The organism is Zobellella aerophila (genome assembly GCF_039539325.1).
GTDB classification, from domain to species: Bacteria; Pseudomonadota; Gammaproteobacteria; order Enterobacterales; family Aeromonadaceae; genus Oceanimonas; species Oceanimonas aerophila.
In genome coordinates this window covers 69,088-89,581 of record NZ_BAABCX010000008.1, presented here as the reverse complement: position 1 = coordinate 89,581, position 20,494 = coordinate 69,088, and the positions used below count along the sequence as shown (strand labels likewise).

Genomic DNA, 20,494 nt, shown 5'->3' with positions numbered 1-20,494 from the left:
TTAGCCAAGGCGAAAGTCAGCCAGCGCCGCCAGCCAGCTCTGCCACCGGCCGGCTGTTTGCGCTAACTCGGCGTCGGTATAGGGCAGGGCCGGATGCTGGCCCCAGACCGGGCCCGGCCAGGCCGCATCCGAGCGAAAACGGGCGACATGGTGCAGATGCAGCTGAGGCACCACATTCCCCAGGGCTGCGACATTAATCTTGTCGGGGGTGAGATATTGCTCCATCAGCCCACCAATGGCGCTGGATTCTTTGATCAGCTGCCCCTGCTCTGCCGCCGTCAACCAGTGGATCTCCCTGATACCGTTCCGTTTAGGTACCAGGATCAACCAGGGATAGCGGCTGTCCCTGGCCAGCAGTACCCGACTTAGCGGCAGATCGCCCAATACCAGGGTATCGGCCTGCAATTGCGGATGCAGCACAAACTCGGCCATGGACTCAGGCTCCGAAGCGGGTGTTCAGATAAGCGATAATGTCCATCGACTCATACAACCAGTGATAGTTGCCCTGCTCATCTTCTATACGTAGGCAAGGCACCATACGCTGACCACCACCGGCCAGCAGGCTCTGCAGGTGCTCGGACTCATTGGTATCGAATTCCTGCAGCTCAAGACCCAGATTGGCCATCGCCGCCTTGACCCGCTGGCAATAGGGACACCAGGGCTTTTGATAAAGGGCCAGCTGCCCGGCATCGGCAACCCGGGGCAAGCTGCCACCGGCATTGGCATCGCCCTTAAACCAATCGAACAAAGACATAAGTCGCCTTAGACAGAGAACGAGGAACCACAACCGCAGGTACTGGTTGCGTTGGGGTTGGTCACTAGGAAGCGGGAGCCCTCCAGGCCTTCAATATAATCGACGGTACCGCCCACCAGGTACTGCAGGCTCATTGCATCCACCACCATGATAACGCCGTTTTTTTCGACTATGGTATCGCCGTCGTTGGTTTTCTCATCGAAGGTGAAGCCATACTGAAAGCCGGAACAGCCCCCACCGGTAATATAGACCCGGAGCTTGAGTTCGGGATTCTCTTCCTCAAGGATCAGGGCCTTGATCTTGTTTGCTGCCGAATCACTCATCTGGATCGGCAAGGGTACTGCATCGCTCATCACAACCTCGTTTATATGGTGTCGACCAAAATTATCTAATACCCGAGTAATCAGTTCAAGTATTGCCCGGCCATGCCAGCCTGAATGTTTTATTGCCCCGGCCATCCAGCTCCAGCAATAGCTCAAGCTGTCGTCCCTCGGCATCCGCCGGTAGCTGCAGGTTGCCGGTCAGGATCTGAAAATACTGGAAGTCCAGCAGCAGCGGCGCCAACCCCAGAGCTTGTTCACTCAGAGCCACTATCTCACCTTGCTGCCTCGCTTGCACCCTGATCCTGGCCCGGCCGGTGATCCTGCCCCCCTTTCCCTCCGGCTGCAACAGCACCAGACGGAACAGGAACTTGCCCGTATCCGGCAGGGACGTAATCTCGCCCTCGGTCAGCATCAGCTCTTGTGCCCCGCCCGGTGCCAGCACCTGTCGATATAACACCAACTGCTGGGCCTGTTCGGCGAGCAGCTTGTCCTGCTCCAGCAACCGGGCTTGCAGGCTGCCCTGGGCGCTCAGCAAGGCCTGATACTCGACTTGGCCCTGCAGCAAGGCCTGCCGGGTGCCGGCCTCCTGCCGTTGTACTGCCGACAGGGCTTGCCCTCTATCCTGATAGCGCAACCAGAGGTAGCCTGCGGCTATGGCTAATAACAGGTTCGCCAGCAATGAATAGGTCAGCCATCTGGCCAACATATTGTTTTTCATCGAGCCCCTTCCCCACAACATATGAAGCCACATTGTGCCAAATTAGCCATAGCCACTACCAGCCTGATGGTCGGATTCTAGTATGAGCCGCTTTTTGTTATAGTCCTGACACCCGGCAGCTGACCTGCCTTCAGTCTGTACCCTATTACAAAGGATGTCTTGAAATGTCCAAGTCTGACGATTTATTTGCCAAAGCACAGCGACTGATCCCCGGTGGCGTTAACTCACCGGTACGTGCCTTTAGCGGTGTCGGCGGCACCCCCCTCTTTATCGAGCGGGCCGACGGCGCCTACCTATATGATGTGGACGGCCGGTCCTATGTAGACTACGTGGGCTCCTGGGGCCCCATGATCCTTGGTCATAACAGCCCGGTGGTGCGCCAGGCGGTTATCGATGCCGCCGAACGCGGCCTGAGCTATGGCGCCCCGACCGGCGTTGAAGTGGACATGGCCGAGCTGGTGTCACGCCTGGTGCCCTCGATGGAACAGGTACGCATGGTCAACTCAGGAACAGAAGCCACCATGAGCGCCATCCGTCTGGCCCGCGGTTTTACCGGCCGCGACAAGATCGTCAAATTTGAGGGCTGTTACCACGGCCATGCGGATTGCCTGCTGGTCAAGGCCGGCTCCGGTGCCCTCACCCTGGGCCAGCCCAATTCCCCCGGGGTACCGGCCGATTTCGCCAAGCACACCCTGACCTGCACTTTTAACGATTTGGGCTCGGTCAGGGCCGCCTTCGCCGCCGCCCCCCGGGAGATCGCCTGTATCATAGTCGAGCCGGTGGCCGGCAATATGAACTGTATTCCGCCCGAGCCCGGCTTCCTGCAAGGCCTGCGGGAGATCTGCGATCAATACGGCGCCCTGCTGATATTTGATGAAGTAATGTGTGGTTTCCGCGCGTCGCTGGGGGGGGCCCAGGCCCACTACGACGTCAAACCGGACCTGACGACCCTCGGCAAGGTGATCGGTGGTGGCATGCCGGTCGGGGCCTTCGGTGGCCGCAGAGAGGTGATGGAGCATATGGCACCGACCGGTCCCGTATACCAGGCCGGCACCCTGTCGGGCAACCCGGTTGCCATGGCTGCCGGCCTCGCCACCCTGGGTGAAATCACCAAGCCAGGCGTGTATGAAACCCTCAATACCAAAACCCAGGCACTGGTGGACGGCTTACAGGCCGCCGCCGACAAACATGGCATACCCTTTACCACCAACCGGGTCGGGGCCATGTTCGGCTTTTTCTTCACCGAAGAGAAAAGCATCAGCCGCTACGAGCAGGTCACCCGCTGCGATCTGGAGGCCTTCAAGCGTTTCTTCCATCTGATGCTGGAGCAAGGCGTTTATCTGGCACCCAGTGCCTTTGAGGCCGGCTTTATGTCCCTCGCCCATGGCGAGCAGGAGCTCGCCCATACCCTGGCCGCCGCCGACAAGGCGTTTGCGGCCCTGAAGGGCTAAACTCACTCGGGCCGCTGGATTTCCACCAGCGGTCCTTCCAGCAACTCAACGCTGTTTCCGTCCGGATCCAGAATAAACACATAGCGGCTACAGGTTTGTCCCTTTACCGGCGATGGCTTGTCGACCAGCATCCCCGTTCCGTACAGGGCGTCCAGCGCCTTGTCCAGATCATCCACCTGCAAGGCAAAATGCCTCAATCCCAGCCGGAAGCCACTGGCCCAGGGAGGAACCGACAACTCGGGCTCATCTTCGGGCCGGAAACAATACAGCTCCAGCAAGGCCTGCCCCAGACGCAGATGGCAGATCTGCAAACTGCCGGCCTCGTCCTGCCAGCGGTATACCGGCTCAAAGCCCAACCCCTTGTAGAACCCTTCGGCAACCGACAGGTCACGCACACTCAGGGTCACATGATGAAAGTAAAACATGACACATCCTCCATGTTCCTATTCATCAGCATATACAGAGTTTGGCTATTTAACCTCGATTGAGCCGATAAAGAGGGCGAACGGAAGAGAACAGGATACAAAAGGATCTCATTGCCGGTATCCAGACGGTACCCTGTGAACCGGCGGAGGAAAACATGCTGGGGTGAGTATCACCATGCCCTTCCGACGGTAGCAGACCGATCCGAAGAGCATGATGAAGAGGGGTTAACGGGCGAAATTAAAGATATCCCTTAACCAATCGCTGACCGGCTGCTCGAATGTCCCCTGTTGAATGGGGCTTTGTTGGTAACAATCCCGCACTCCCGACAGGCGCGCCGCTTCGGCCGGTAACAACCGGGTTTGCTCACAGCGGGGATCCGCCGGCACCCCATCCTGTACCGCAAAGTTAACCTGATCGATGCCGGGCGGCACCGTCAGCTCGAGCGAATCGACGCCCCGCTCGTCCAGGTAGCGGCTATACACCCGCAGGGCGCCGCTGGAGCCGGTGAGTCCGGTAACGCCGTTATTGTCCCGGCCTATCCAGCTGGTCACCAGCTCTTCGTTGTCGAGCCCCGCATACCAGGTGTCACGCAGATCATTGGTGGTGCCTGTCTTGCCTGCCATCACCCGGTTGGGGAAGCGGGCCGCCAGATGAGCTGCGGTGCCATTGGCGACCACCTTGGTCATGCCATAGAGGGCCAGATAGCCGGCCTCCGGCTCCATTACCTGAGTGGCAGTCGGCGCATGCTGATAGATAAGCTCGCCCTGCTCGTCCTGTATCGCCCGGATGGAGGTCAACGGCTGGTACAGTCCCTGGTTGGCCAGGGTCAGGTACATCTGGTTGACTTCATAGGGCGTCAGCTCCAGGGTTCCCAGCATCAGGGAGGGATAGGCCTGGATCGGCTGCTGAACCCCCAGCCGCTTGAGGTTATCAACCACCTTGTCCAGCCCGATGGACATGCCCAGGTTCACCGTCGGCACGTTCAGCGACTTGGCCAGGGCATCGATCAGCATCACCTGGCCACGGAACTTGCGATCATAGTTATTGGGTTTCCATACCTGTCCGCCGTTGCTACGCAGGGTAATGGGCTCGTCCTTGATCGGGCTGGCCAGGGTATAGCCGTTGGCCAGCGCCGCCGCATAGACCGCCGGCTTGATCAGCGAGCCGATTTGACGCCGTGCCGCCAGCGCCCGGTTAAAGCCAGCAAAGCTGGGATCGGCCCCGCCGACCAGGGCACTGACCTCTCCCTTGCGCCAGTTGGATACTACCATCGCCGCTTCCAGATCGTCACGCCTGGTGTTAGCCTTCAGCCGCTTGACCTCCTCCTGCACCGCCTGCTCGGCCGCGTGCTGGGCGATGGGATCCAGGCTGCTGAATATTTTTATCCCCGACTGGCTGAGAAACTCGGCGCCGAAGCGCTCGCGTAATTCCTCGCGCAACAGCCCCATAAACGCCGGGGTGCGGCCATAGCCCATGCGGCCCCGCTCGATCGGCTGCAAGGCCGCGTCGCTGGCCTGCTCGTAGGTGTCACGGTCGATATGGCCCTCGTTGGCCAGCAGGCGCAGCACCAGATCACGACGTTCCTTGGCCCGCTCCGGATTACGCCAGGGATCGTAGAAAGAGGGTCCCTTGACCAGGGCCACCATCAGCGCCACCTGATCGGCGGTCAGCTCGCCCAGCGGCAGGCCAAAGTAGAAATAACTGGCCAGGCCAAAGCCATAGACGCCCTGGCTGCCATTCTGTCCCAGGTAGACTTCGTTCAGATAGGCTTCGAGGATTTCATCCTTGCTGTAGCGGAAATCGATGATCACCGCCATATAGGCTTCCTGGATCTTGCGCCAGATGCTGCGATCCTGGGTCAGGAAAAAGTTCTTGGCCAGCTGCTGGGTCAGGGTACTGCCCCCCTGTACGGTGCGGCCCGCCTTGATATTCACCACCAGGGCCCGCAGTATGGCCAGCGGCGACACCCCATCATGTTGGTAAAAGTCCTTGTCTTCCACCGTCAGCAGGGCGGTGATCAGCAAGGGCGGTACCTGTTCCAGCCGGACCAGCAGGCGATCTTCCCTTTTTTCTACATTCAGTCGGTCGAGCAGCACCGGATCCATGCGGGCATACCCCAGTTCGCGACCATTCTCTGCATTCTGCATCTTTTTCAGGCGTTGACCCTCAAAGGTCAATGCAATCGGGCGCGCCTCTTCCGGACCATCGGCGAAATTGAACGGCCGGCGATGGACTTCGATACGGTTGTTCGCGGCCGAATATTCACCGGGCCGGGTCGGATCGCCTACCTTGCGGTAATTCAGCATCTGCAATTCGCGCAGCATCTGCTGGTAAGACAGCTTTTGCCCGGGAAACAACTCCAGGGGACGGCTGTATACCAGTGCCGGCAAGGCCCATTTCTGGCCTTCGAAGCGACTCTTGACCTTGCCGTCCAGATAAATACCGAACACGCCCATCAACACCGCCCCTACCAGGCCGAGTTTGATGAATAATCCCCACCAGGAGCGGCGTTTCGCTACCGGCTTCTTGGTTGATTTTTTGGTTCTGCTCTGTTTTGCCATAATCAGTGTTTCATCTGTCTCTTGGTGTGCCGGGTCGGGGCGGTATTGGCCGGATCATCGGGCCATACATGCTTGGGATAGCGCCCCTTCATTTCCTTTTGAACTTCACGATAGGAGCCGGCCCAAAAGGCAGCCAGATCCCGGGTTATCTGTAACGGCCGGCGAGCCGGCGATAACAGCTCCAGCACCAGTTCCACCCGCCCCCTGGCCAACTCGGGGGTGCTGGACTGGCCGAACATTTCCTGTAACCGTACCGGTAGTACCGGTTCCTCCTGTTCCCGATAACGGATTTCGGCCCGGGTTCCCGTCGCCAGACTGAGGTGACTGGGTAGCAGGGTATCCAGCAATTGCCGTTGTGACCAGTCCAGCCGGCTTTTTAAGATCCCCGCCCAATCCAGCCGGGACAGCTCATCCCAGCGGCTCAGGCCCTGCAGATAAGGCCACAGCCAGCTTTCGGCCTCGGCCAGCCAGGTGTCTTCATCGCAGGGAGCGAAGCCTTGGTCGGCCAATTTCTGTCCGGCCAGCTTCAATCTGAACCAGACTTGCCGGGCAACCTCATCCAGCGGCAAGCCTTGCCAGCCGCGCCTGCGGATTTCAGCTAATAGGCACTCGGCTTTCTGCTCGGGGCTGATATCCGTCAGCGGGGTGCGCTGCAGGATCAACTGCCCCAGACACCGCTGCTTTTCGGCCCGCACCCGATTTGCCTCCGCATCCCAATGCAGCGCCTCCCGGGTGGTGAAGTGCTCCGGCAGACATTGCTGCAACGCCGCCAGCTCGACCGGCTCGGCCCCCTGGATAAACAGCCCCCGGGGAGACTGGCTGAGGGCCGCCACCGCCAGCATGGGCTTTCCCTGCAAGGTACTGCCCTGGGGCAGGTCGGCGCTCAGGCCGCCGGCCAGCTGGTAGCGCCGGTCCTGGCGCGCCTTGGCTATCCAGTCGGGTCTGGCACTGGCCAGCAGCAGCCCCATATACTGGCCGCTGGGCTGGCCGGGCGATGCCTGCAAACGTTTAAACCAACGCTCGGCCGCCCCCTTCAGCGCCCCCTTTCGGGCCAATACCTGGCCCGAAAGGGGGCCCGGCTGCAGCCTGCCTTCTTCCAGCAGGCAGGCCAGGTAGACCCCATCGGCCAGGGCACCGCTCCGCCCCTGCTGTTGCCATTGCCGGGCGCACAGCAACAAATGCCCCAGCCAGGGCTCGGCCCCCAACTGCCAGACCTGGCGTCCGAGCGCCGTCAGCTGGCCTTGCCCGGTGATCAGCGCCAGGGCGGTCAGCTGTTGTCTGGCTGCCGCCAGCAGGGGCTCCGGCGGTGGTGTCAACAGGGGTAATGCCCCGGGCTCGGCTCCCCAGGCGATGCACTCCAGCAAAAAACCGGCCAGATCGGCCTGCTCTATCTCCGCCGGGCGCCGGGAAGACAATCGTGCCTGTTGCTCCTGACTCCATAGCCGCAGGCAGACTCCCGCCTGTAGCCGGCCGGCCCGCCCGGCCCTCTGGGTTGCCGATGCCAGGCCGATTTGCCGGCTCAGCAAACGGCTCACCCCGCTTTGGGGGTCAAACTGGGCCCTGCGTTCCAGGCCCGAGTCCACCACCAGGCTGATGCCTTCGATGGTGAGCGAGGTTTCCGCCACATTGGTCGCCAGCACCACCTTGCGGCGGCCGGCCGCCGCCGGCACTATCGCCGCCTGCTGTTCGGACAGGGTCAGACGCCCGAACAGGGGCCTAAGTTCAATCGGATCTGAGATCCGCGGGGCCAGCCACTGCTCACAATCGCGGATCTCCCGTTCTCCGGGCAAAAATGCCAGCAGGCTGCCGCCATGCTGTTCCAGGGCGGTGAGGATGGCCCGGCCCATGCTTTCGGCCAGGGGCGACTGCTGGTTGCGGGGCAGGTACAGATAATCGACCGGGAAGCTGCGGCCTTCGCTTACCACCAGCCGGGCATCGGGCAGCAGGCGCTCCAGGGCCAGGCCATCCAGGGTGGCGGACATCACCATTATCTTCAGCTCATCCCGCAGCGCCTGGCACTCCAAGGCAAAGGCCAGGGCCAGATCCGCCTGCAGGCTGCGCTCATGGAACTCATCGAAGATCAGCATGGCCACCCCGGTCAGCTCGGGATCCGTCTGCAGCATGCGGGTCATCACCCCCTCGGTCACCACCTCCAGCCGGGTCTGGGCACCGCAGCGGCTTTCACCCCGCATCCGGTAACCGATACGCTGCCCCACTTCTTCACCCAGCTGGGCGGCGAGATAATGGGCTATGCTGCGTGCCGCCAACCGCCTGGGCTCCAGCATGATAATACGGCCCTCAAGTCCGGGCCGCTCCAGCATCCAGAGCGGCAGCCAGGTGGACTTACCGGCGCCGGGCGGCGCTTCGACTATGATTTGGGATGCCTCCAGGGCTTTCTCCAACTGGGGCAGGGCGGCGATGATGGGTAGCTGACTCACAAGGTTACCTGCATGGGTAAAGACGACTATATTGTGCCAAAAGCACCGCCAAAGGACTATCCGGATGCCGAAATCTACACAGCGCTTGTTTCTGGCCTTCCCGGCCGACCAGCTGAGACGGCCTCTGCTCAAGCTGCAAGACCGCCTGGCCCTGCCCGGACGTCGCATCCCGCCTGAACAGTTCCACCTGACTTTACGCTTCCTGGGCGAACTGGGCGCCGCGCAACAGGCGCAGGTGGAGCAGATGGTGGACCGCCTGCCCCTCGTCGCCTTCAGCCTGGAGCTGGACAAGCTGGGCTGCTTTGGCCGGGCCAAGGTGCTCTGGCTCGGTCCAACCCAAATCCCCGAGCCGCTGATTACCCTGGCCGGGCAGGCGGAACTGGGCATTCAGGAACTGGGACTGGACGCCTCCCGCACAGGCTTTCACCCCCATATCAGCCTGTTCCGTCACACCTCGTCGGCCAGCCGCCTGCCCGCCCTCCCCCCCATCCATTACCAACCGGACCGGCTTGTCCTCTACGCCTCCCAGACAACCAGAGAAGGTCCAAGTTATGAGTCTGTACACAGCTGGAAGCTGGCCACCCGCTAGAGAGTGAATGGCAGCGGCCGTACCAGGCGCATGCCCCGGGGGCTGATCTCCGCCTGCCAGGCCAGGCATTCCACCCCGGCCGCCACCGCCCGGGACAGCAAGGCCGCATAGTCCGGATCCAGATGCGTCGCCGGGCTGACCCGCTCAATGCCCGTATGTAACACGCAAAACAGGATCGCCGCCCGGTATCCCGCCTGCCGGCAGGCGATCAGTTCCCGCACATGCTTCTGCGCCCGCACACTGACGGTGTCGGGAAAATAACCCCGGTCCTGCCCTTCCAGCAGGGTCACACTTTTCACTTCTATATAGCAATCGGGCTTGCTCCCGGCCGACAGCAAGAAATCTATGCGACTCCCCTCCTGACCATAACGCACTTCCGGCTGTATCTGATGGTAGCCGGCAAACTCGGGGATATCGCCGCCGGCCAGGGCTTCCGCCGCCAGCTCATTGGCCCGCGCGGTATTGACACAGATAAAGTCGCCCGCCGCCGTCTTGGTCAACTCCCAAGTATGGGCATATTTACGCTTGGCATTATTCGATGTCGAGAAGTAAATCAGGCTGTCCGGCTCGGCACAACCGGTCATTTTTCCGGTATTGGGGCAATGCAGGGTCAGGGTATTTCCCTGCACGGTCACGTCGGCCAGGAAGCGTTTATATCTGTGGATCAGCCGGGCTGGCTGTAAAGAAGAGGAAAACTGCACAATTGTACCTATAGTTCATTAATAGACTGCCATGGTAACCAGTATTTATTCATGGCAACCAGTGCTTGAAAGGCGAAACCGTCGCCCCCATATGGAGGTCTTACTAAAAAGGTGCCAAGGTACCGGCCTCAGGTTCCGGACCCAAGAAGCGGCGAATGTCGTATTTAACGACGGCCGATGACAGAAATCACATTGCAAAATTGCCTTGTTAACATGCTTTCTGGTATAGATAGCCGCTTCTTAAATTTGGTTGGCGCAACATTGCATAGTTAGGAGATACGGAATGCCAGTAGTCGAAACCAAAAAATCTCTGGGTATTCTGGCGATCGCCGGCGTCGAGCCTTATCAGCCCAAGCCCGACGAAGAATACATGAATGAGGTGCAGAAGACGCACTTCCGTAAAATTCTGGGTGCCTGGCGCAATCAGCTGCGTGAAGAAGTTGATCGCACCGTTGGCCATATGAAAGATGAGGCCGCCAATTTCCCCGACCCGGTAGACAGAGCTGCCCAGGAAGAGGAATTCGCCCTTGAACTGCGGGCCCGGGACCGGGAACGTAAACTGATCAAGAAGATCGAGAAAACTCTGCAGAAGATCGACGATGACGATTTTGGTTTCTGTGAGCACTGCGGCGTGGAAATCGGCATCCGCCGACTGGAAGCCAGGCCGACCGCCGATCTGTGTATCGATTGCAAAACCCTGGCCGAAATCAAGGAAAAGCAGATGGCCGGCTACTAAACCGGCCTGACCCACTATGACAGCATCCACGCCCAACCGCTATACAGGGCGTTTTGCTCCTTCCCCTAGCGGTCCCCTCCATTTCGGCTCCCTGGTTGCGGCCCTCGGCAGTTATCTGCAGGCCAAAGCCCACCAGGGGCGGTGGCTGCTGCGTATCGAAGATCTGGATCCACCGCGGGAAGTACCGGGTGCCGCCGATGCCATCCTGCGCACCCTGGATGACTTCGGCCTGCACTGGGATGGCCCCCCTGTCTATCAAAGCCGGCGTTATCAATATTACCAGGCGGTACTGGATGACTGGGCCAGCCGGGGGTTAACCTATTGCTGCCACTGCAGCCGCAAATCGATCAGCGAGGCCGGGGGCTTCTACCCGGGCCATTGCCGGACCCGCCATCGCCCACCCAAAGGCGCCGCCATTCGCCTGAAGATGGACAATCCTGTCTATGGCTTCGATGATCGGCTGCAGGGTCATATCCAGGTGCCCGGGCCGCTGGCAGAAGAAGACTTCACCGTTCGCCGTCGGGACGGTTTATATGCCTACAACCTGGCGGTGGTGATCGACGACCGGGATGCGGGCGTCACCGAAGTGGTGCGCGGTGCCGACCTGCTGGAGCCCACGGTGCGCCAGATAGCCCTTTACCGGCTGTTGCAGGCTCCCGAGCCCGGCTGGCTGCATTTGCCGCTGGCGGTGACCGCCGGCCATAAATTATCCAAGCAGAACCATGCACCCGGCCTGGATAGCAAGCGTGCCGGGGCCCAGCTGTGGCAGGCTCTGCACTTTCTTGGCCAGCAACCGCCGCCCGGGCTCAAGGGGGCCGAGCCCGGCCTCCTGCTCGACTGGGGCCTGGCTCATTGGAACCAAGCCGCCATCCCGGTGCAGGCCAAGATAGAACTGAATCGTGCGGATATTTCGCATTTTTAGCGCCCTGCGCTATTATAGGGCGCCGATTTTTTAGCTTAAGGCCTTGCGAGGTGTCCTATTTTTTCCCAGATTGCCAGCTTTTGTAAAAAGCTGCTGACCCGACAACAGGAGGCGTTGCCTTTGCAACCCGTGGTACTGACGCGCGCCGAACATAATATTTCGCGCCAACAAATCAGTGAGAACGCCCTCAAGGTACTCTATCGCCTGAACAAGGCGGGCTATGACGCCTATCTGGTCGGGGGCGGTGTGCGAGATCTGCTGCTGGGCCGTTCGCCCAAGGATTTTGATGTCGCCACCAGCGCCACTCCCGAGCAGGTCAAGCACTTATTCAGCAACTGCCGTCTGGTCGGTCGCCGCTTTCGCCTGGCCCATGTGCTGTTCGGCCGGGAGGTGATTGAAGTCGCCACCTTTCGCGGCCATCACCACCAGGTCAACACCAATAAACATATCTCTGCCCAGTCTGCCGAAGGCATGCTGCTGCGCGATAATGTCTACGGCACCATAGAGGAAGACGCCGAACGGCGGGACTTTACCGTCAACGCCCTCTATTACAACATCGCCGATTTCAGCGTGCTCGGCTTTGCCGGCGGCCTGCAAGACCTTGATGCCCGCCGGCTGGAGCTGATCGGCGACCCCGAAACCCGCTACCGGGAAGACCCGGTGCGGATGATCAGGGCCGTGCGTTTTTCGGCCAAGCTCGGGCTCAGCATCAGCCCGCGCACCGAAGCACCGATCAAGACCCTGGCGCCGTTGCTCGCCGATATTCCCCCCGCCCGGCTGTTTGAAGAAACCCTCAAGCTGTTCCTCGCCGGCCAAGGCCTGGAAACCTATAAGCAGTTGCACCATTACGGCCTGTTTGCCCCACTGTTCCCGGAAACCGCCGAGGTCATGGGCAAGGGCAACAACCGCTATGGCCGCTTTATCGAACTGGCCCTGGCCAATACCGATGAACGTATCGCCCAGGATCTGCGGGTCACGCCTGCCTTCCTGTATGCCGCCCTGTTATGGGGGCCGGTAGAAACCCGCACCCAGGAGTTTGTCAACGACGGCGGCCTGGGTTACTACGATGCCTTTATGCTGGCCTGCGACGATGTCATCGGCCGTCAGGTGAAAACAGTGGCCATCCCCCGGCGCTTCAGCTCCGTGGTGCGGGATATCTGGCAATTGCAGGAGCGCCTGCCCAAACGGGCCGGCAAGCGTCCCCACCGGTTGCTGGAACATCCCAAGTTCCGCGCCGGCTACGACTTCCTGCTGCTGCGGGCAGAGCTGGATCCCCGACTCAAGGAGCTGGCCGAATGGTGGACCGACTTCCAGCAGGACAACCCGGTCAAGCCGCAGCCACGGCATGCGGATCTATCCGACCATCAGGCCGTATCCGACCATGAACCGGCCAAGCCCAAACCCAAACGCCGCCGGCCCCGCCGCCATCCTCGCCGGAGAAAAGAAGCGTGACCCGGGTGTTCGTGGCCCTGGGCGCCAATCTCGGCGACCCACTGGCCCAGATAAGGGCGGCACAGACGGCACTGGATACGCTGGCCGAACCCGGCAGCCTGCGCCATTCGCCCCTCTATCAAAGCCGCCCGATGGGGCCGCAGGATCAGCCACCCTATGTCAATGGCGTCTCGACCTTTAACACCCGGCTGGAGCCCCATCGGCTGCTCGATGCCTTGCAGGCCATCGAGCTGGAACATGGGCGAGAACGCAAGGATGAGCGCTGGGGTCCCCGAACCCTGGATCTGGACATCCTGCTGTACGGCGATCTGGTGCTGACCGATGAGCGCCTGACCCTGCCTCATTACGGTATGAAAACCCGGGAGTTCGTGCTCTATCCCCTGGCCGATCTGGCCCCGGATCTGGTACTGCCCTGCGGTACCGCCCTGAGCCAATTATTATTGACCTGCCCAGCCAATGATATGACCTGCCTGCAAGGGCAGTAACAGGAAAGCAAGATGAGCAAGATAACCACAGCCCGGCTGCTGGCCATGAAACAGGCCGGTCACAAAATCGCCATGATCACCGCCTATGATGCGACTTTTGCCAAGTTATTCGAACAGGCGGGCGTACATGCCATCCTGGTCGGCGATTCCCTCGGCATGGTGCTGCAGGGCGAGACTAATACTCTCAAGGTCAGCGTGGACGATATCGCCTACCATACACGCTGTGTTGCTAACGGTAGTGAAAAAATGTTCATCGTCGCCGATATGCCATTTATGAGCTATAGCACACCGGAGCAGGCCTGCGCCGGTGCGGCCACCCTGATGCGCGCCGGCGCCCATATGGTCAAGCTGGAAGGCGGCGAATGGCTGGCGGAAACCGTCACCCAGCTGACCCGCCAGGGCATCCCCGTCTGCGGCCATCTGGGGCTGACGCCCCAGTCGGTGCATGTCTTCGGCGGCTTCAAGCTGCAGGGGCGCAAGGCGGAGCAGGCCGAGCAGATCAAGCGCCAGGCCGTGGCCCTGGAAGCGGCCGGCATCCAGCTGCTGGTGCTGGAATGCGTGCCCAGCCAACTGGCCGCCGAGGTCAGCCGGCTGTTGCATATCCCGGTAATCGGCATCGGCGCCGGCCCCGATACCGACGGCCAAGTGCTAGTGATGCAGGACGCCCTGGGACTCACCTCCGGCTATGTGCCGAAATTCACCAAAAATTTTCTGGCCGAAAGCGGCAACGTCAAGGCGGCGATTGAAGCTTACGTAGCCGAGGTGGCCGACGGCCGTTTCCCCGGCCCCGAGCACAGCTTTAGTTAAGGAACCAAGATGCAGCTGGTCAATACCATCGCCGAGTTGAGACAAATCATCGGCCAATACCGCCGCCAAGGCGAACGCATCGGCTTTGTGCCCACCATGGGCAACCTGCACCAGGGGCATATCGAGCTGGTTAAGCAGGCGCGCGCGCGTTGCGAGCGGGTGGTGGTCAGTATTTTTGTCAATCCGCTGCAATTTGACCGGGCCGCCGATCTGGCCGCCTATCCCCGTACCCTAGAGCAGGATTGCCAACGGCTCACCGGGCTGGCCGATCTGGTGTTCACCCCTACCCCCGAGCTGATGTATCCCCAAGGCCAGGCCCAGCAGACGACCGTGAATGTGCCCTGCATCGCCGATGTACTTGAAGGCGCCCTCAGGCCCGGGCACTTCAGGGGGGTAGCGACCGTGGTCTGCAAGCTGTTCAACCTGGTTCAGCCGGATCTGGCCTGTTTTGGCGAAAAAGACTACCAGCAGCTGGCCTTGATCCGTAAAATGACCGCAGATTTGAATCTGCCGCTGGAGATCCTAGGGGTCCCTACGGTCAGGGCCGAAGACGGCCTAGCCCTGAGCTCGCGTAACGGTTACCTGAGCGATCAGGAGCGAAGCCAGGCGCCCGAGCTGGCCGCCACCATGCGCCGGCTGGCGGAGCGGATCCAGGCCGGCGAACGGGATTTCGCGACCTTGGTCGCGGCCGCCAGTCTGCATTTGGATCAGGCGGGTTTCCATACCGACGGCATAGACATCGTCGATGCGGATACCCTGAATCCCATCACGGAGCGAAGCCGGGCCGTGGTGATTTTAATGGCCGCCTATCTGGGCAAGGCCAGATTGATAGATAACCAGGTAGTGCCCCTATAAGGGCTTTTGCAATACGGAGAAGTAAGATGGATATGCAACGCATTATGCTCAGGGGCAAACTGCATCAGGCCCGCGTCACCCACGCCGAGCTGAACTACGAAGGCTCATGTGCCATCGATCAGGACCTGCTGGATGCGGCCGGTATCCGCGAATACGAGCAGATCGACATCTATAACATCGAGAATGGCGAGCGCTTCCATACCTACGCCATCGTTGGCGAACGAGGCTCCAAGATGATCTCCTTGAACGGCGCCGCCGCCCGCAAGGCCGCCGTCGGCGATCGCATCATCATCTGCGCCTACGCCCCCATGACAGAACAGCAGATTGCCGGCTACAAGCCGAGCCTGGTGTATCTGGACGCGGAAAACAACATAGTGCGCACCAGCAAGGATATCCCCCTGCAGCTGGCCTGATTGCCCCTTCCCCACGGGAAAAGGACAAAGGCAGCCAGATGGCTGCCTTTTTGTTAATGGTATCCCGTCCTGAATAAGGTTTACACCTTTACAGGACTAGACACGGACGGCTCTATGGATACCGACAAAAGGGTTAGCCTCCGCCGGCTCGCCGTGAATACCTCCCTGTAGGCTCAGCCGCGCCGTCCCTGGCGCGGATGGCCGGCTGAGCCTAATCCCTTTTCCCGCCTGAAGACTTATGGCCGCCGGTTGACGTCATATAGACAACTCTTATGCCAATGGGAGGCCAAAGAGATCTGCTCCGCCGACCCTCTGCGCCATGGATGACGCAGCGGAGCCCCCAGGGAGGGGTTTACGGCGTGTCGGCAGAGTAGTGCCCTTTGGCCGATTTTCAGCGGCATTAACAACCAAAAAGGCAGCCAACTGGCTGCCTTTTTCACTCAGTGGCGCAGTCCCTGCCCGGTATGTATCAGGTACCAGGCGGCACCGTAGAACAGGGCGATAAAGCCGATGATGATGCCGTAGGCAGTAGCCAGCGGCACGTCGCTGATACCCAGGAAACCATAGCGGAAGGCGTTCACCATATAGAGCACCGGGTTGGCATGGGACACCGTCTGCCAGAACCCGGGTAGCAGGTTGATGGAGTAGAACACCCCGCCCAGATAGGTCAGCGGCGTCAGCACAAAAGTGGGAATAATGCTGATATCATCGAAGGTGCGGGCGAAAATGGCATTGAGCAGCCCGGCCAGCGAAAACAGGATGGCGGTCAGCAACACGGTAAACACTATGCTGAACAGATGACTCACCGGCAGCTGCACGAAGAACAACGACACCAGGCTGACGATCAGCCCCACCGCCAGGCCCCGGACCACGCCGCCGCCCACATAGCCGGCGATGATCACATAGGTGGGCACCGGGGCCACCAGCAGTTCTTCCACGTTACGCTGAAACTTGCTGCTGAAGAAAGAAGAAGCCACGTTGGAGTAGGAATTGGTGATCACCGACATCATGATCAGGCCGGGCACGATAAAAGCCATATAGGAATAACCGCCCATCTCGCCGATCCGCGAACCTATCAGGTTGCCGAAGATCACAAAATACAGGGTCATGGTGATGGCTGGCGGCACCAGGGTCTGTACCCAGATACGCATGAAGCGCACGATTTCCCGGTGGAGTATGCTGTTAAAGGCGATGTAATAACGTTGACCGCTCATGCTGTCGTTCTCCCCTGCTCCACCAGTGTGACGAATAACTCTTCCAGGCGGTTGGCCTTGTTGCGCATGCTCAGTACCGGAATACCCTGTTCGTTGAGCTGGGCAAAGACACCGTTCAGCCCCTGTTCTTTCTTCACCTCGACCTCCAGGGTGTGATCGTCCAGCAGCTGCCAGTTGAAGCCGGACAGGAAGGGTTCACGACTGTCGGGCGCCAGATCCAGGATAAAGGTTTCCACATTCAGCTTGCCGAGCAGGCCTTTCATGCTGGTATTTTCCACCAGCCGGCCCTTGTCGATGATACCGATGTTGCGACACAGCATCTCCGCCTCTTCAAGATAGTGGGTGGTCAGGATAATGGTGATACCCTGCTCGTTGATTTCCTTGAGAAAATCCCACATGGCCCGGCGGATCTCGATATCCACCCCGGCGGTAGGCTCATCCAGGATCAACAGCTTGGGTTCATGCATCAAGGCCCGGGCTATCATCAGCCGCCGTTTCATGCCGCCGGACAGGGTGCGGGCGGGCATATCCCGCTTTTCCCACAAATCCAGCTGTTTCAGGTAGCGCTCGGCACGTGCCTTGGCTTCTTTACGCTCGACCCCATACAGGCCGGCCTGGTTGATCACTATCTGGCCCACTTTTTCAAACTGGTTGAAATTGAACTCCTGGGGCACCAGGCCGATCTGGGTCTTTGCCTGCTCCAGCTGGGTGTCGATATCGAAGCCGAACACCCTGACCTTGCCGGCCGTCTTGTTCACCAGGGAGGAAATAATCCCTATGGTGGTGGATTTACCCGCCCCGTTGGGACCGAGCAGGGCATAGAAGTCGCCCTGGTTGACTGCCAGATCTATGCCTTTCAAAGCTTCCACGCCACCGGCGTAGGTCTTGCGCAGGCCATTGATCTCCAGTGCTTTGGTCATTATTGGCTCCATGGAATAAAAACAAATGCCCAGAGCGGTACCCGGGCAAATAACAGACAGAGCTCCGGACGCGGGGCATCAGGATTAACTCATAGAAACAAGAAACTGGCTCACTCCAGGGGGATCACCTTACCGATATAAGGCAGGTTGCGGTAACGCTGGGCATAATCGATGCCATAACCCACAACAAACTCGTCGGGAATGGTGAAGCCAACCCAGTCGACCGGCACCTCGGCCTCCCGTCGTTCGGGCTTGTCGAGCAGGGTACAGATGGTCAGCGAAGCCGGGCCGCGCAGGGAGAGGATTTCCTTCACCTTGCTGAGGGTATTGCCGGTATCTATGATGTCTTCGACGATCAACACATGCTTGCCCTGAATATCGTCATCCAGGTCTTTGAGGATACGCACGTCCCGGTTGCTTTCCATACTGCTGCCGTAGCTGGAGGCGGTCATAAAGTCCAGCCGCACCGGCAACTCGATCTGACGGCACAGGTCGGCCAGGAAAACACAGGACCCCCGTAACAGGCCCACCATCACCAGTTCTTCCGCATCCTGGAAATGGGCATTAATCGCCTGGCCCAACGCCTTGATCCTGGCATCGACCTGTTCGGTACTGATCAGGACCTCAACTGTGTGCTTCATTTGCTTACTCCCCCAGATCCAAAGGACCCTGTTTAATTCAAAAGCGTATTTTACAGAAAATAGCGGTTAACGGCACTTGGGCTTGCCATAACCCCAGCGCTCGGTCAGCGACTGCTCTATGCCCAGATGATCCAGGATACGCGCCACCATGAAGTGCACCAAATCCTCGATGCTCTGAGGCTGATGATAGAAGCCCGGCGCCGCCGGCATTATGGTCACCCCCAGGTTCGCGAGCTTAAGCAGATTCTCCAGGTGCAGGGCGGACAATGGGGTTTCTCTCGGCACCAGGATCAGTTGACCCTTTTCTTTCAGCACCACATCGGCGGCCCGTTCAATCAGGTTGTCCGAGGCACCCTGGGCGATGGCGGCCACAGTGCCCATGGAGCAGGGGCAGACCACCATGCGTTTGGGCGCCCCCGAGCCGGAAGCCACCGGCGAAAACCACTCTTCCCTGCCATAGACCCGGACCTGTCTGGGCTCGGCATCATAGGCCTCGGTCAGATATTCGGCCAGGGCATCAGCCTTGGCCGGCCACTGCTCCCCCTGCTCGGTAGCCAGCACCACCCGGGCGGCACTGGATACCAGCAGATGCACCTGCATGCCGGCCGCCAGCAGCTGACGTAGTAGGGCCAAGGCATAGGGGGCGCCGGAGGCGCCGGTCAGCGCCAGAGTGACCTGTTGTTCACGCGGGTACATGGGCTGCCCTCAATGCCAGCAACAGACGCTCATGGATACCGCCAAAGCCGCCATTGCTCATGATCAGTACCTGGTCGCCGGCCCGCGCCGAGTCCACCAGCACGGCAATCAGTTCGTCCAGCTGCCGGAACAAGCGGCCCTCGGGACAGGCAGCCGCCACCGCCGCCAGATCCCACTCCAGCCCGGGAGGCTGGAACAGATAAGTCTGATCGGCCTCGGCCAGGGAGTCCACCAGCTCCTGCTGATGTATTCCCAGTTTCATGGTGTTGGATCTGGGTTCCAGCACCGCCAAGATCCGGCCGCTGGCCGTGCTGGCTTTCAGCCCGCCCAGGGTGGTGGCGATGGCGGTCGGATGATGGGCGAAGTCATCCCATACCCGAATGCCCGCCACCTCACCCTTCAGCTCCATACGCCGCTTCGGCGAACGAAACCGATTAAGGGCGGCGATGGCCTCGACCACCGGAACCCCCGCATGGCGTGCTGCCGCCAGCGCCATCAGGCCGTTATGGACATTATGCTGGCCGATACAGGACCAATTCACCTCGCCGACCCTGTTGCCGTCGAGCCAGACCGCAAAGCGGCTGCCGTCCGGCCCCAGCGGCTCGGCCTGCCACTGGCCGTCGGCCCCCACATATTCCAGCTCGCTCCAGCAGCCCATGGACTTCACCGTTTCCAGGGACTCGGTATGGGTCGGCACCAGGATACGGCCATGGCCCGGCACCATTCGCACCAGATGATGGAATTGCCGCTGTATCGCCGCAAGATCGGGAAAGATATCCGCATGATCAAACTCAAGGTTGTTGAGGATCAGGGTGCTGGGCCTATAGTGGACAAACTTGGAACGCTTGTCGAAAAAGGCGCAGTCGTATTCATCGGCCTCAATCACGAAGAAAGGCGCATCCCCCAAACGGGCGGAGACGGCGAAGTTGCCGGGCACACCACCGATCAGAAAGCCGGGCTCGAGGCCGCAATCTTCCAGGATCCAGGCCAGCATGCTGGCTGTGGTGGTCTTACCGTGGGTACCGGCCACCGCCAATACCCAGCGCTCCTGCAACACATGGTCCAGCAGCCACTGGGGCCCCGAGGTATAAGGGATACGGCGATTGAGCATCGCCTCCACACAGGGGTTGCCCCGGCTCATGGCGTTGCCGACCACCACCAGATCCGGCGCCGGCTCGAGCTGAGCCGGATCATAACCCTCGGTAAGCTCGATACCCTGCTGCTGCAGCTGCGTGCTCATCGGCGGATAGACATTGGCGTCACTGCCGGTGACCCGATAACCCAATTGCTGCGCCAGTACCGCCAGGCCGCCCATGAAGGTGCCGCAGATGCCCAGTATATGAATATGCATAGAGTGCCCTTGATGCTGTATTGCGCACATTCTAACAATCC

Annotated in this window: 22 protein-coding genes; 9 read left to right on the top strand and 13 right to left on the bottom strand. The window is 60.2% G+C overall.

Going from position 1 to position 20,494, the window contains the following annotated elements; all coding sequences use genetic code 11:
• From ABD806_RS17310 to ABD806_RS17295, 4 genes are read right to left on the bottom strand one after another with little or no spacing between them, the layout of a single operon-like run.
• On the bottom strand, positions 1-432 hold the full coding sequence (locus ABD806_RS17310) for an HIT domain-containing protein (RefSeq protein ID WP_344960063.1): 432 nt from the start codon (positions 430-432) through the stop codon (positions 1-3).
• A 4-nt stretch (positions 433-436) separates the two neighbouring features.
• Entirely contained in the window at positions 437-754 is a 318-nt protein-coding gene (locus ABD806_RS17305; RefSeq protein WP_344960062.1) for a glutaredoxin family protein, read from the bottom strand.
• Between the two features lie 8 nt (positions 755-762).
• Positions 763-1,107: an iron-sulfur cluster insertion protein ErpA gene (erpA, locus tag ABD806_RS17300; RefSeq protein WP_344960061.1), complete on the bottom strand. Its 345-nt coding sequence runs from the start codon at positions 1,105-1,107 to the stop codon at positions 763-765.
• Between the two features lie 55 nt (positions 1,108-1,162).
• A complete protein-coding gene (locus ABD806_RS17295; RefSeq protein WP_344960060.1) occupies positions 1,163-1,795 on the bottom strand; it encodes a DUF6776 family protein in 633 nt (210 codons plus the stop codon).
• A 164-nt stretch (positions 1,796-1,959) separates the two neighbouring features.
• On the opposite strand from ABD806_RS17295, the gene hemL reads away from it, so the two are divergent.
• Positions 1,960-3,246, top strand: a complete 1,287-nt coding sequence (gene hemL, locus ABD806_RS17290) for a glutamate-1-semialdehyde 2,1-aminomutase (RefSeq protein ID WP_344960059.1) — start codon at positions 1,960-1,962, stop codon at positions 3,244-3,246.
• A 2-nt stretch (positions 3,247-3,248) separates the two neighbouring features.
• Here hemL and ABD806_RS17285 read toward each other — a convergent pair whose 3' ends face one another.
• The 3 genes from ABD806_RS17285 to hrpB form a co-directional block, all read right to left on the bottom strand.
• Complete coding sequence (locus ABD806_RS17285; protein WP_344960058.1) at positions 3,249-3,671, bottom strand: VOC family protein; 423 nt, start codon at positions 3,669-3,671, stop codon at positions 3,249-3,251.
• A gap of 225 nt (positions 3,672-3,896) precedes the next feature.
• On the bottom strand, positions 3,897-6,233 hold the full coding sequence (mrcB, locus tag ABD806_RS17280) for a penicillin-binding protein 1B (protein WP_344960057.1): 2,337 nt from the start codon (positions 6,231-6,233) through the stop codon (positions 3,897-3,899).
• A 2-nt stretch (positions 6,234-6,235) separates the two neighbouring features.
• Positions 6,236-8,671 carry an ATP-dependent helicase HrpB gene (hrpB, locus tag ABD806_RS17275; RefSeq protein ID WP_344960056.1) on the bottom strand — a complete coding sequence of 812 codons (2,436 nt, stop codon included), beginning with the start codon at positions 8,669-8,671 and terminating at the stop codon, positions 6,236-6,238.
• A gap of 64 nt (positions 8,672-8,735) precedes the next feature.
• On the opposite strand from hrpB, the gene thpR reads away from it, so the two are divergent.
• Entirely contained in the window at positions 8,736-9,260 is a 525-nt protein-coding gene (thpR, locus tag ABD806_RS17270; RefSeq protein ID WP_344960055.1) for an RNA 2',3'-cyclic phosphodiesterase, read from the top strand.
• On the opposite strand, the gene sfsA is transcribed toward thpR, so the two are convergent.
• Positions 9,257-9,961 carry a DNA/RNA nuclease SfsA gene (gene sfsA / locus ABD806_RS17265; RefSeq protein ID WP_344960054.1) on the bottom strand — a complete coding sequence of 235 codons (705 nt, stop codon included), beginning with the start codon at positions 9,959-9,961 and terminating at the stop codon, positions 9,257-9,259. The genes thpR and sfsA overlap by 4 nt on opposite strands.
• Before the next feature lie 283 nt (positions 9,962-10,244).
• Here sfsA and dksA point away from each other — a divergent pair, with 283 nt between their 5' ends.
• The 7 genes from dksA (at position 10,245) to panD (ending at position 15,631) form a co-directional block, all read left to right on the top strand.
• A complete protein-coding gene (dksA, locus tag ABD806_RS17260) occupies positions 10,245-10,697 on the top strand; it encodes an RNA polymerase-binding protein DksA (protein ID WP_116475713.1) in 453 nt (150 codons plus the stop codon).
• A 16-nt stretch (positions 10,698-10,713) separates the two neighbouring features.
• The gene (gene gluQRS, locus ABD806_RS17255; protein ID WP_344960053.1) at positions 10,714-11,619 is read left to right on the top strand and encodes a tRNA glutamyl-Q(34) synthetase GluQRS; all 906 of its coding nucleotides are present in this window, start codon (positions 10,714-10,716) and stop codon (positions 11,617-11,619) included.
• Positions 11,620-11,739: 120 nt separating this feature from the next.
• Complete coding sequence (gene pcnB / locus ABD806_RS17250; RefSeq protein ID WP_425583172.1) at positions 11,740-13,071, top strand: polynucleotide adenylyltransferase PcnB; 1,332 nt, start codon at positions 11,740-11,742, stop codon at positions 13,069-13,071.
• Complete coding sequence (gene folK, locus ABD806_RS17245) at positions 13,068-13,556, top strand: 2-amino-4-hydroxy-6-hydroxymethyldihydropteridine diphosphokinase (protein WP_344960052.1); 489 nt, start codon at positions 13,068-13,070, stop codon at positions 13,554-13,556. The genes pcnB and folK overlap by 4 nt, the downstream gene beginning before the upstream one ends.
• Before the next feature lie 12 nt (positions 13,557-13,568).
• Positions 13,569-14,363 (top strand): 3-methyl-2-oxobutanoate hydroxymethyltransferase, encoded by a 795-nt coding sequence (gene panB, locus ABD806_RS17240; RefSeq protein WP_344960051.1) that lies wholly within the window; start codon positions 13,569-13,571, stop codon positions 14,361-14,363.
• Positions 14,364-14,372: 9 nt separating this feature from the next.
• Positions 14,373-15,218, top strand: a complete 846-nt coding sequence (panC, locus tag ABD806_RS17235; protein ID WP_344960049.1) for a pantoate--beta-alanine ligase — start codon at positions 14,373-14,375, stop codon at positions 15,216-15,218.
• A gap of 26 nt (positions 15,219-15,244) precedes the next feature.
• Complete coding sequence (gene panD, locus ABD806_RS17230) at positions 15,245-15,631, top strand: aspartate 1-decarboxylase (protein ID WP_425583171.1); 387 nt, start codon at positions 15,245-15,247, stop codon at positions 15,629-15,631.
• Between the two features lie 440 nt (positions 15,632-16,071).
• Here the strand turns inward: panD and ABD806_RS17225 are convergent, their stop codons facing one another.
• The 5 genes from ABD806_RS17225 to mpl all read right to left on the bottom strand — a co-directional run bounded on the left by ABD806_RS17225 (position 16,072) and on the right by mpl (position 20,453).
• On the bottom strand, positions 16,072-16,845 hold the full coding sequence (locus ABD806_RS17225; RefSeq protein WP_344960048.1) for an ABC transporter permease: 774 nt from the start codon (positions 16,843-16,845) through the stop codon (positions 16,072-16,074).
• Positions 16,842-17,765, bottom strand: coding sequence for an ABC transporter ATP-binding protein (locus ABD806_RS17220; RefSeq protein ID WP_344960047.1), 924 nt, complete (start codon positions 17,763-17,765; stop codon positions 16,842-16,844). The genes ABD806_RS17225 and ABD806_RS17220 overlap by 4 nt, the downstream gene beginning before the upstream one ends.
• A gap of 110 nt (positions 17,766-17,875) precedes the next feature.
• Entirely contained in the window at positions 17,876-18,406 is a 531-nt protein-coding gene (hpt, locus tag ABD806_RS17215) for a hypoxanthine phosphoribosyltransferase (RefSeq protein WP_344960046.1), read from the bottom strand.
• Positions 18,407-18,472: 66 nt separating this feature from the next.
• The gene (locus ABD806_RS17210) at positions 18,473-19,102 is read right to left on the bottom strand and encodes a flavin prenyltransferase UbiX (RefSeq protein ID WP_344960045.1); all 630 of its coding nucleotides are present in this window, start codon (positions 19,100-19,102) and stop codon (positions 18,473-18,475) included.
• Positions 19,089-20,453: a UDP-N-acetylmuramate:L-alanyl-gamma-D-glutamyl-meso-diaminopimelate ligase gene (gene mpl, locus ABD806_RS17205; RefSeq protein ID WP_344960044.1), complete on the bottom strand. Its 1,365-nt coding sequence runs from the start codon at positions 20,451-20,453 to the stop codon at positions 19,089-19,091. The genes ABD806_RS17210 and mpl overlap by 14 nt, the downstream gene beginning before the upstream one ends.
• Positions 20,454-20,494: the final 41 nt, after the last annotated feature.

Coding starts and splice junctions, on each gene's coding strand:
- panC (WP_344960049.1), top strand. CDS start 14,373: ATGCAGCTGGTCAATACCATCGCCGAGTTGAGACAAATCATCGGCCAA.
- erpA (WP_344960061.1), bottom strand. CDS start 1,107: ATGAGCGATGCAGTACCCTTGCCGATCCAGATGAGTGATTCGGCAGCA.
- panB (WP_344960051.1), top strand. CDS start 13,569: ATGAGCAAGATAACCACAGCCCGGCTGCTGGCCATGAAACAGGCCGGT.
- ABD806_RS17220 (WP_344960047.1), bottom strand. CDS start 17,765: ATGACCAAAGCACTGGAGATCAATGGCCTGCGCAAGACCTACGCCGGT.
- dksA (WP_116475713.1), top strand. CDS start 10,245: ATGCCAGTAGTCGAAACCAAAAAATCTCTGGGTATTCTGGCGATCGCC.
- ABD806_RS17210 (WP_344960045.1), bottom strand. CDS start 19,102: ATGTACCCGCGTGAACAACAGGTCACTCTGGCGCTGACCGGCGCCTCC.
- hemL (WP_344960059.1), top strand. CDS start 1,960: ATGTCCAAGTCTGACGATTTATTTGCCAAAGCACAGCGACTGATCCCC.
- gluQRS (WP_344960053.1), top strand. CDS start 10,714: ATGACAGCATCCACGCCCAACCGCTATACAGGGCGTTTTGCTCCTTCC.
- thpR (WP_344960055.1), top strand. CDS start 8,736: ATGCCGAAATCTACACAGCGCTTGTTTCTGGCCTTCCCGGCCGACCAG.
- panD (WP_425583171.1), top strand. CDS start 15,245: ATGGATATGCAACGCATTATGCTCAGGGGCAAACTGCATCAGGCCCGC.
- ABD806_RS17285 (WP_344960058.1), bottom strand. CDS start 3,671: ATGTTTTACTTTCATCATGTGACCCTGAGTGTGCGTGACCTGTCGGTT.
- ABD806_RS17310 (WP_344960063.1), bottom strand. CDS start 432: ATGGCCGAGTTTGTGCTGCATCCGCAATTGCAGGCCGATACCCTGGTA.
- mrcB (WP_344960057.1), bottom strand. CDS start 6,233: ATGGCAAAACAGAGCAGAACCAAAAAATCAACCAAGAAGCCGGTAGCG.
- hpt (WP_344960046.1), bottom strand. CDS start 18,406: ATGAAGCACACAGTTGAGGTCCTGATCAGTACCGAACAGGTCGATGCC.
- ABD806_RS17295 (WP_344960060.1), bottom strand. CDS start 1,795: ATGAAAAACAATATGTTGGCCAGATGGCTGACCTATTCATTGCTGGCG.
- ABD806_RS17305 (WP_344960062.1), bottom strand. CDS start 754: ATGTCTTTGTTCGATTGGTTTAAGGGCGATGCCAATGCCGGTGGCAGC.
- ABD806_RS17225 (WP_344960048.1), bottom strand. CDS start 16,845: ATGAGCGGTCAACGTTATTACATCGCCTTTAACAGCATACTCCACCGG.
- mpl (WP_344960044.1), bottom strand. CDS start 20,453: ATGCATATTCATATACTGGGCATCTGCGGCACCTTCATGGGCGGCCTG.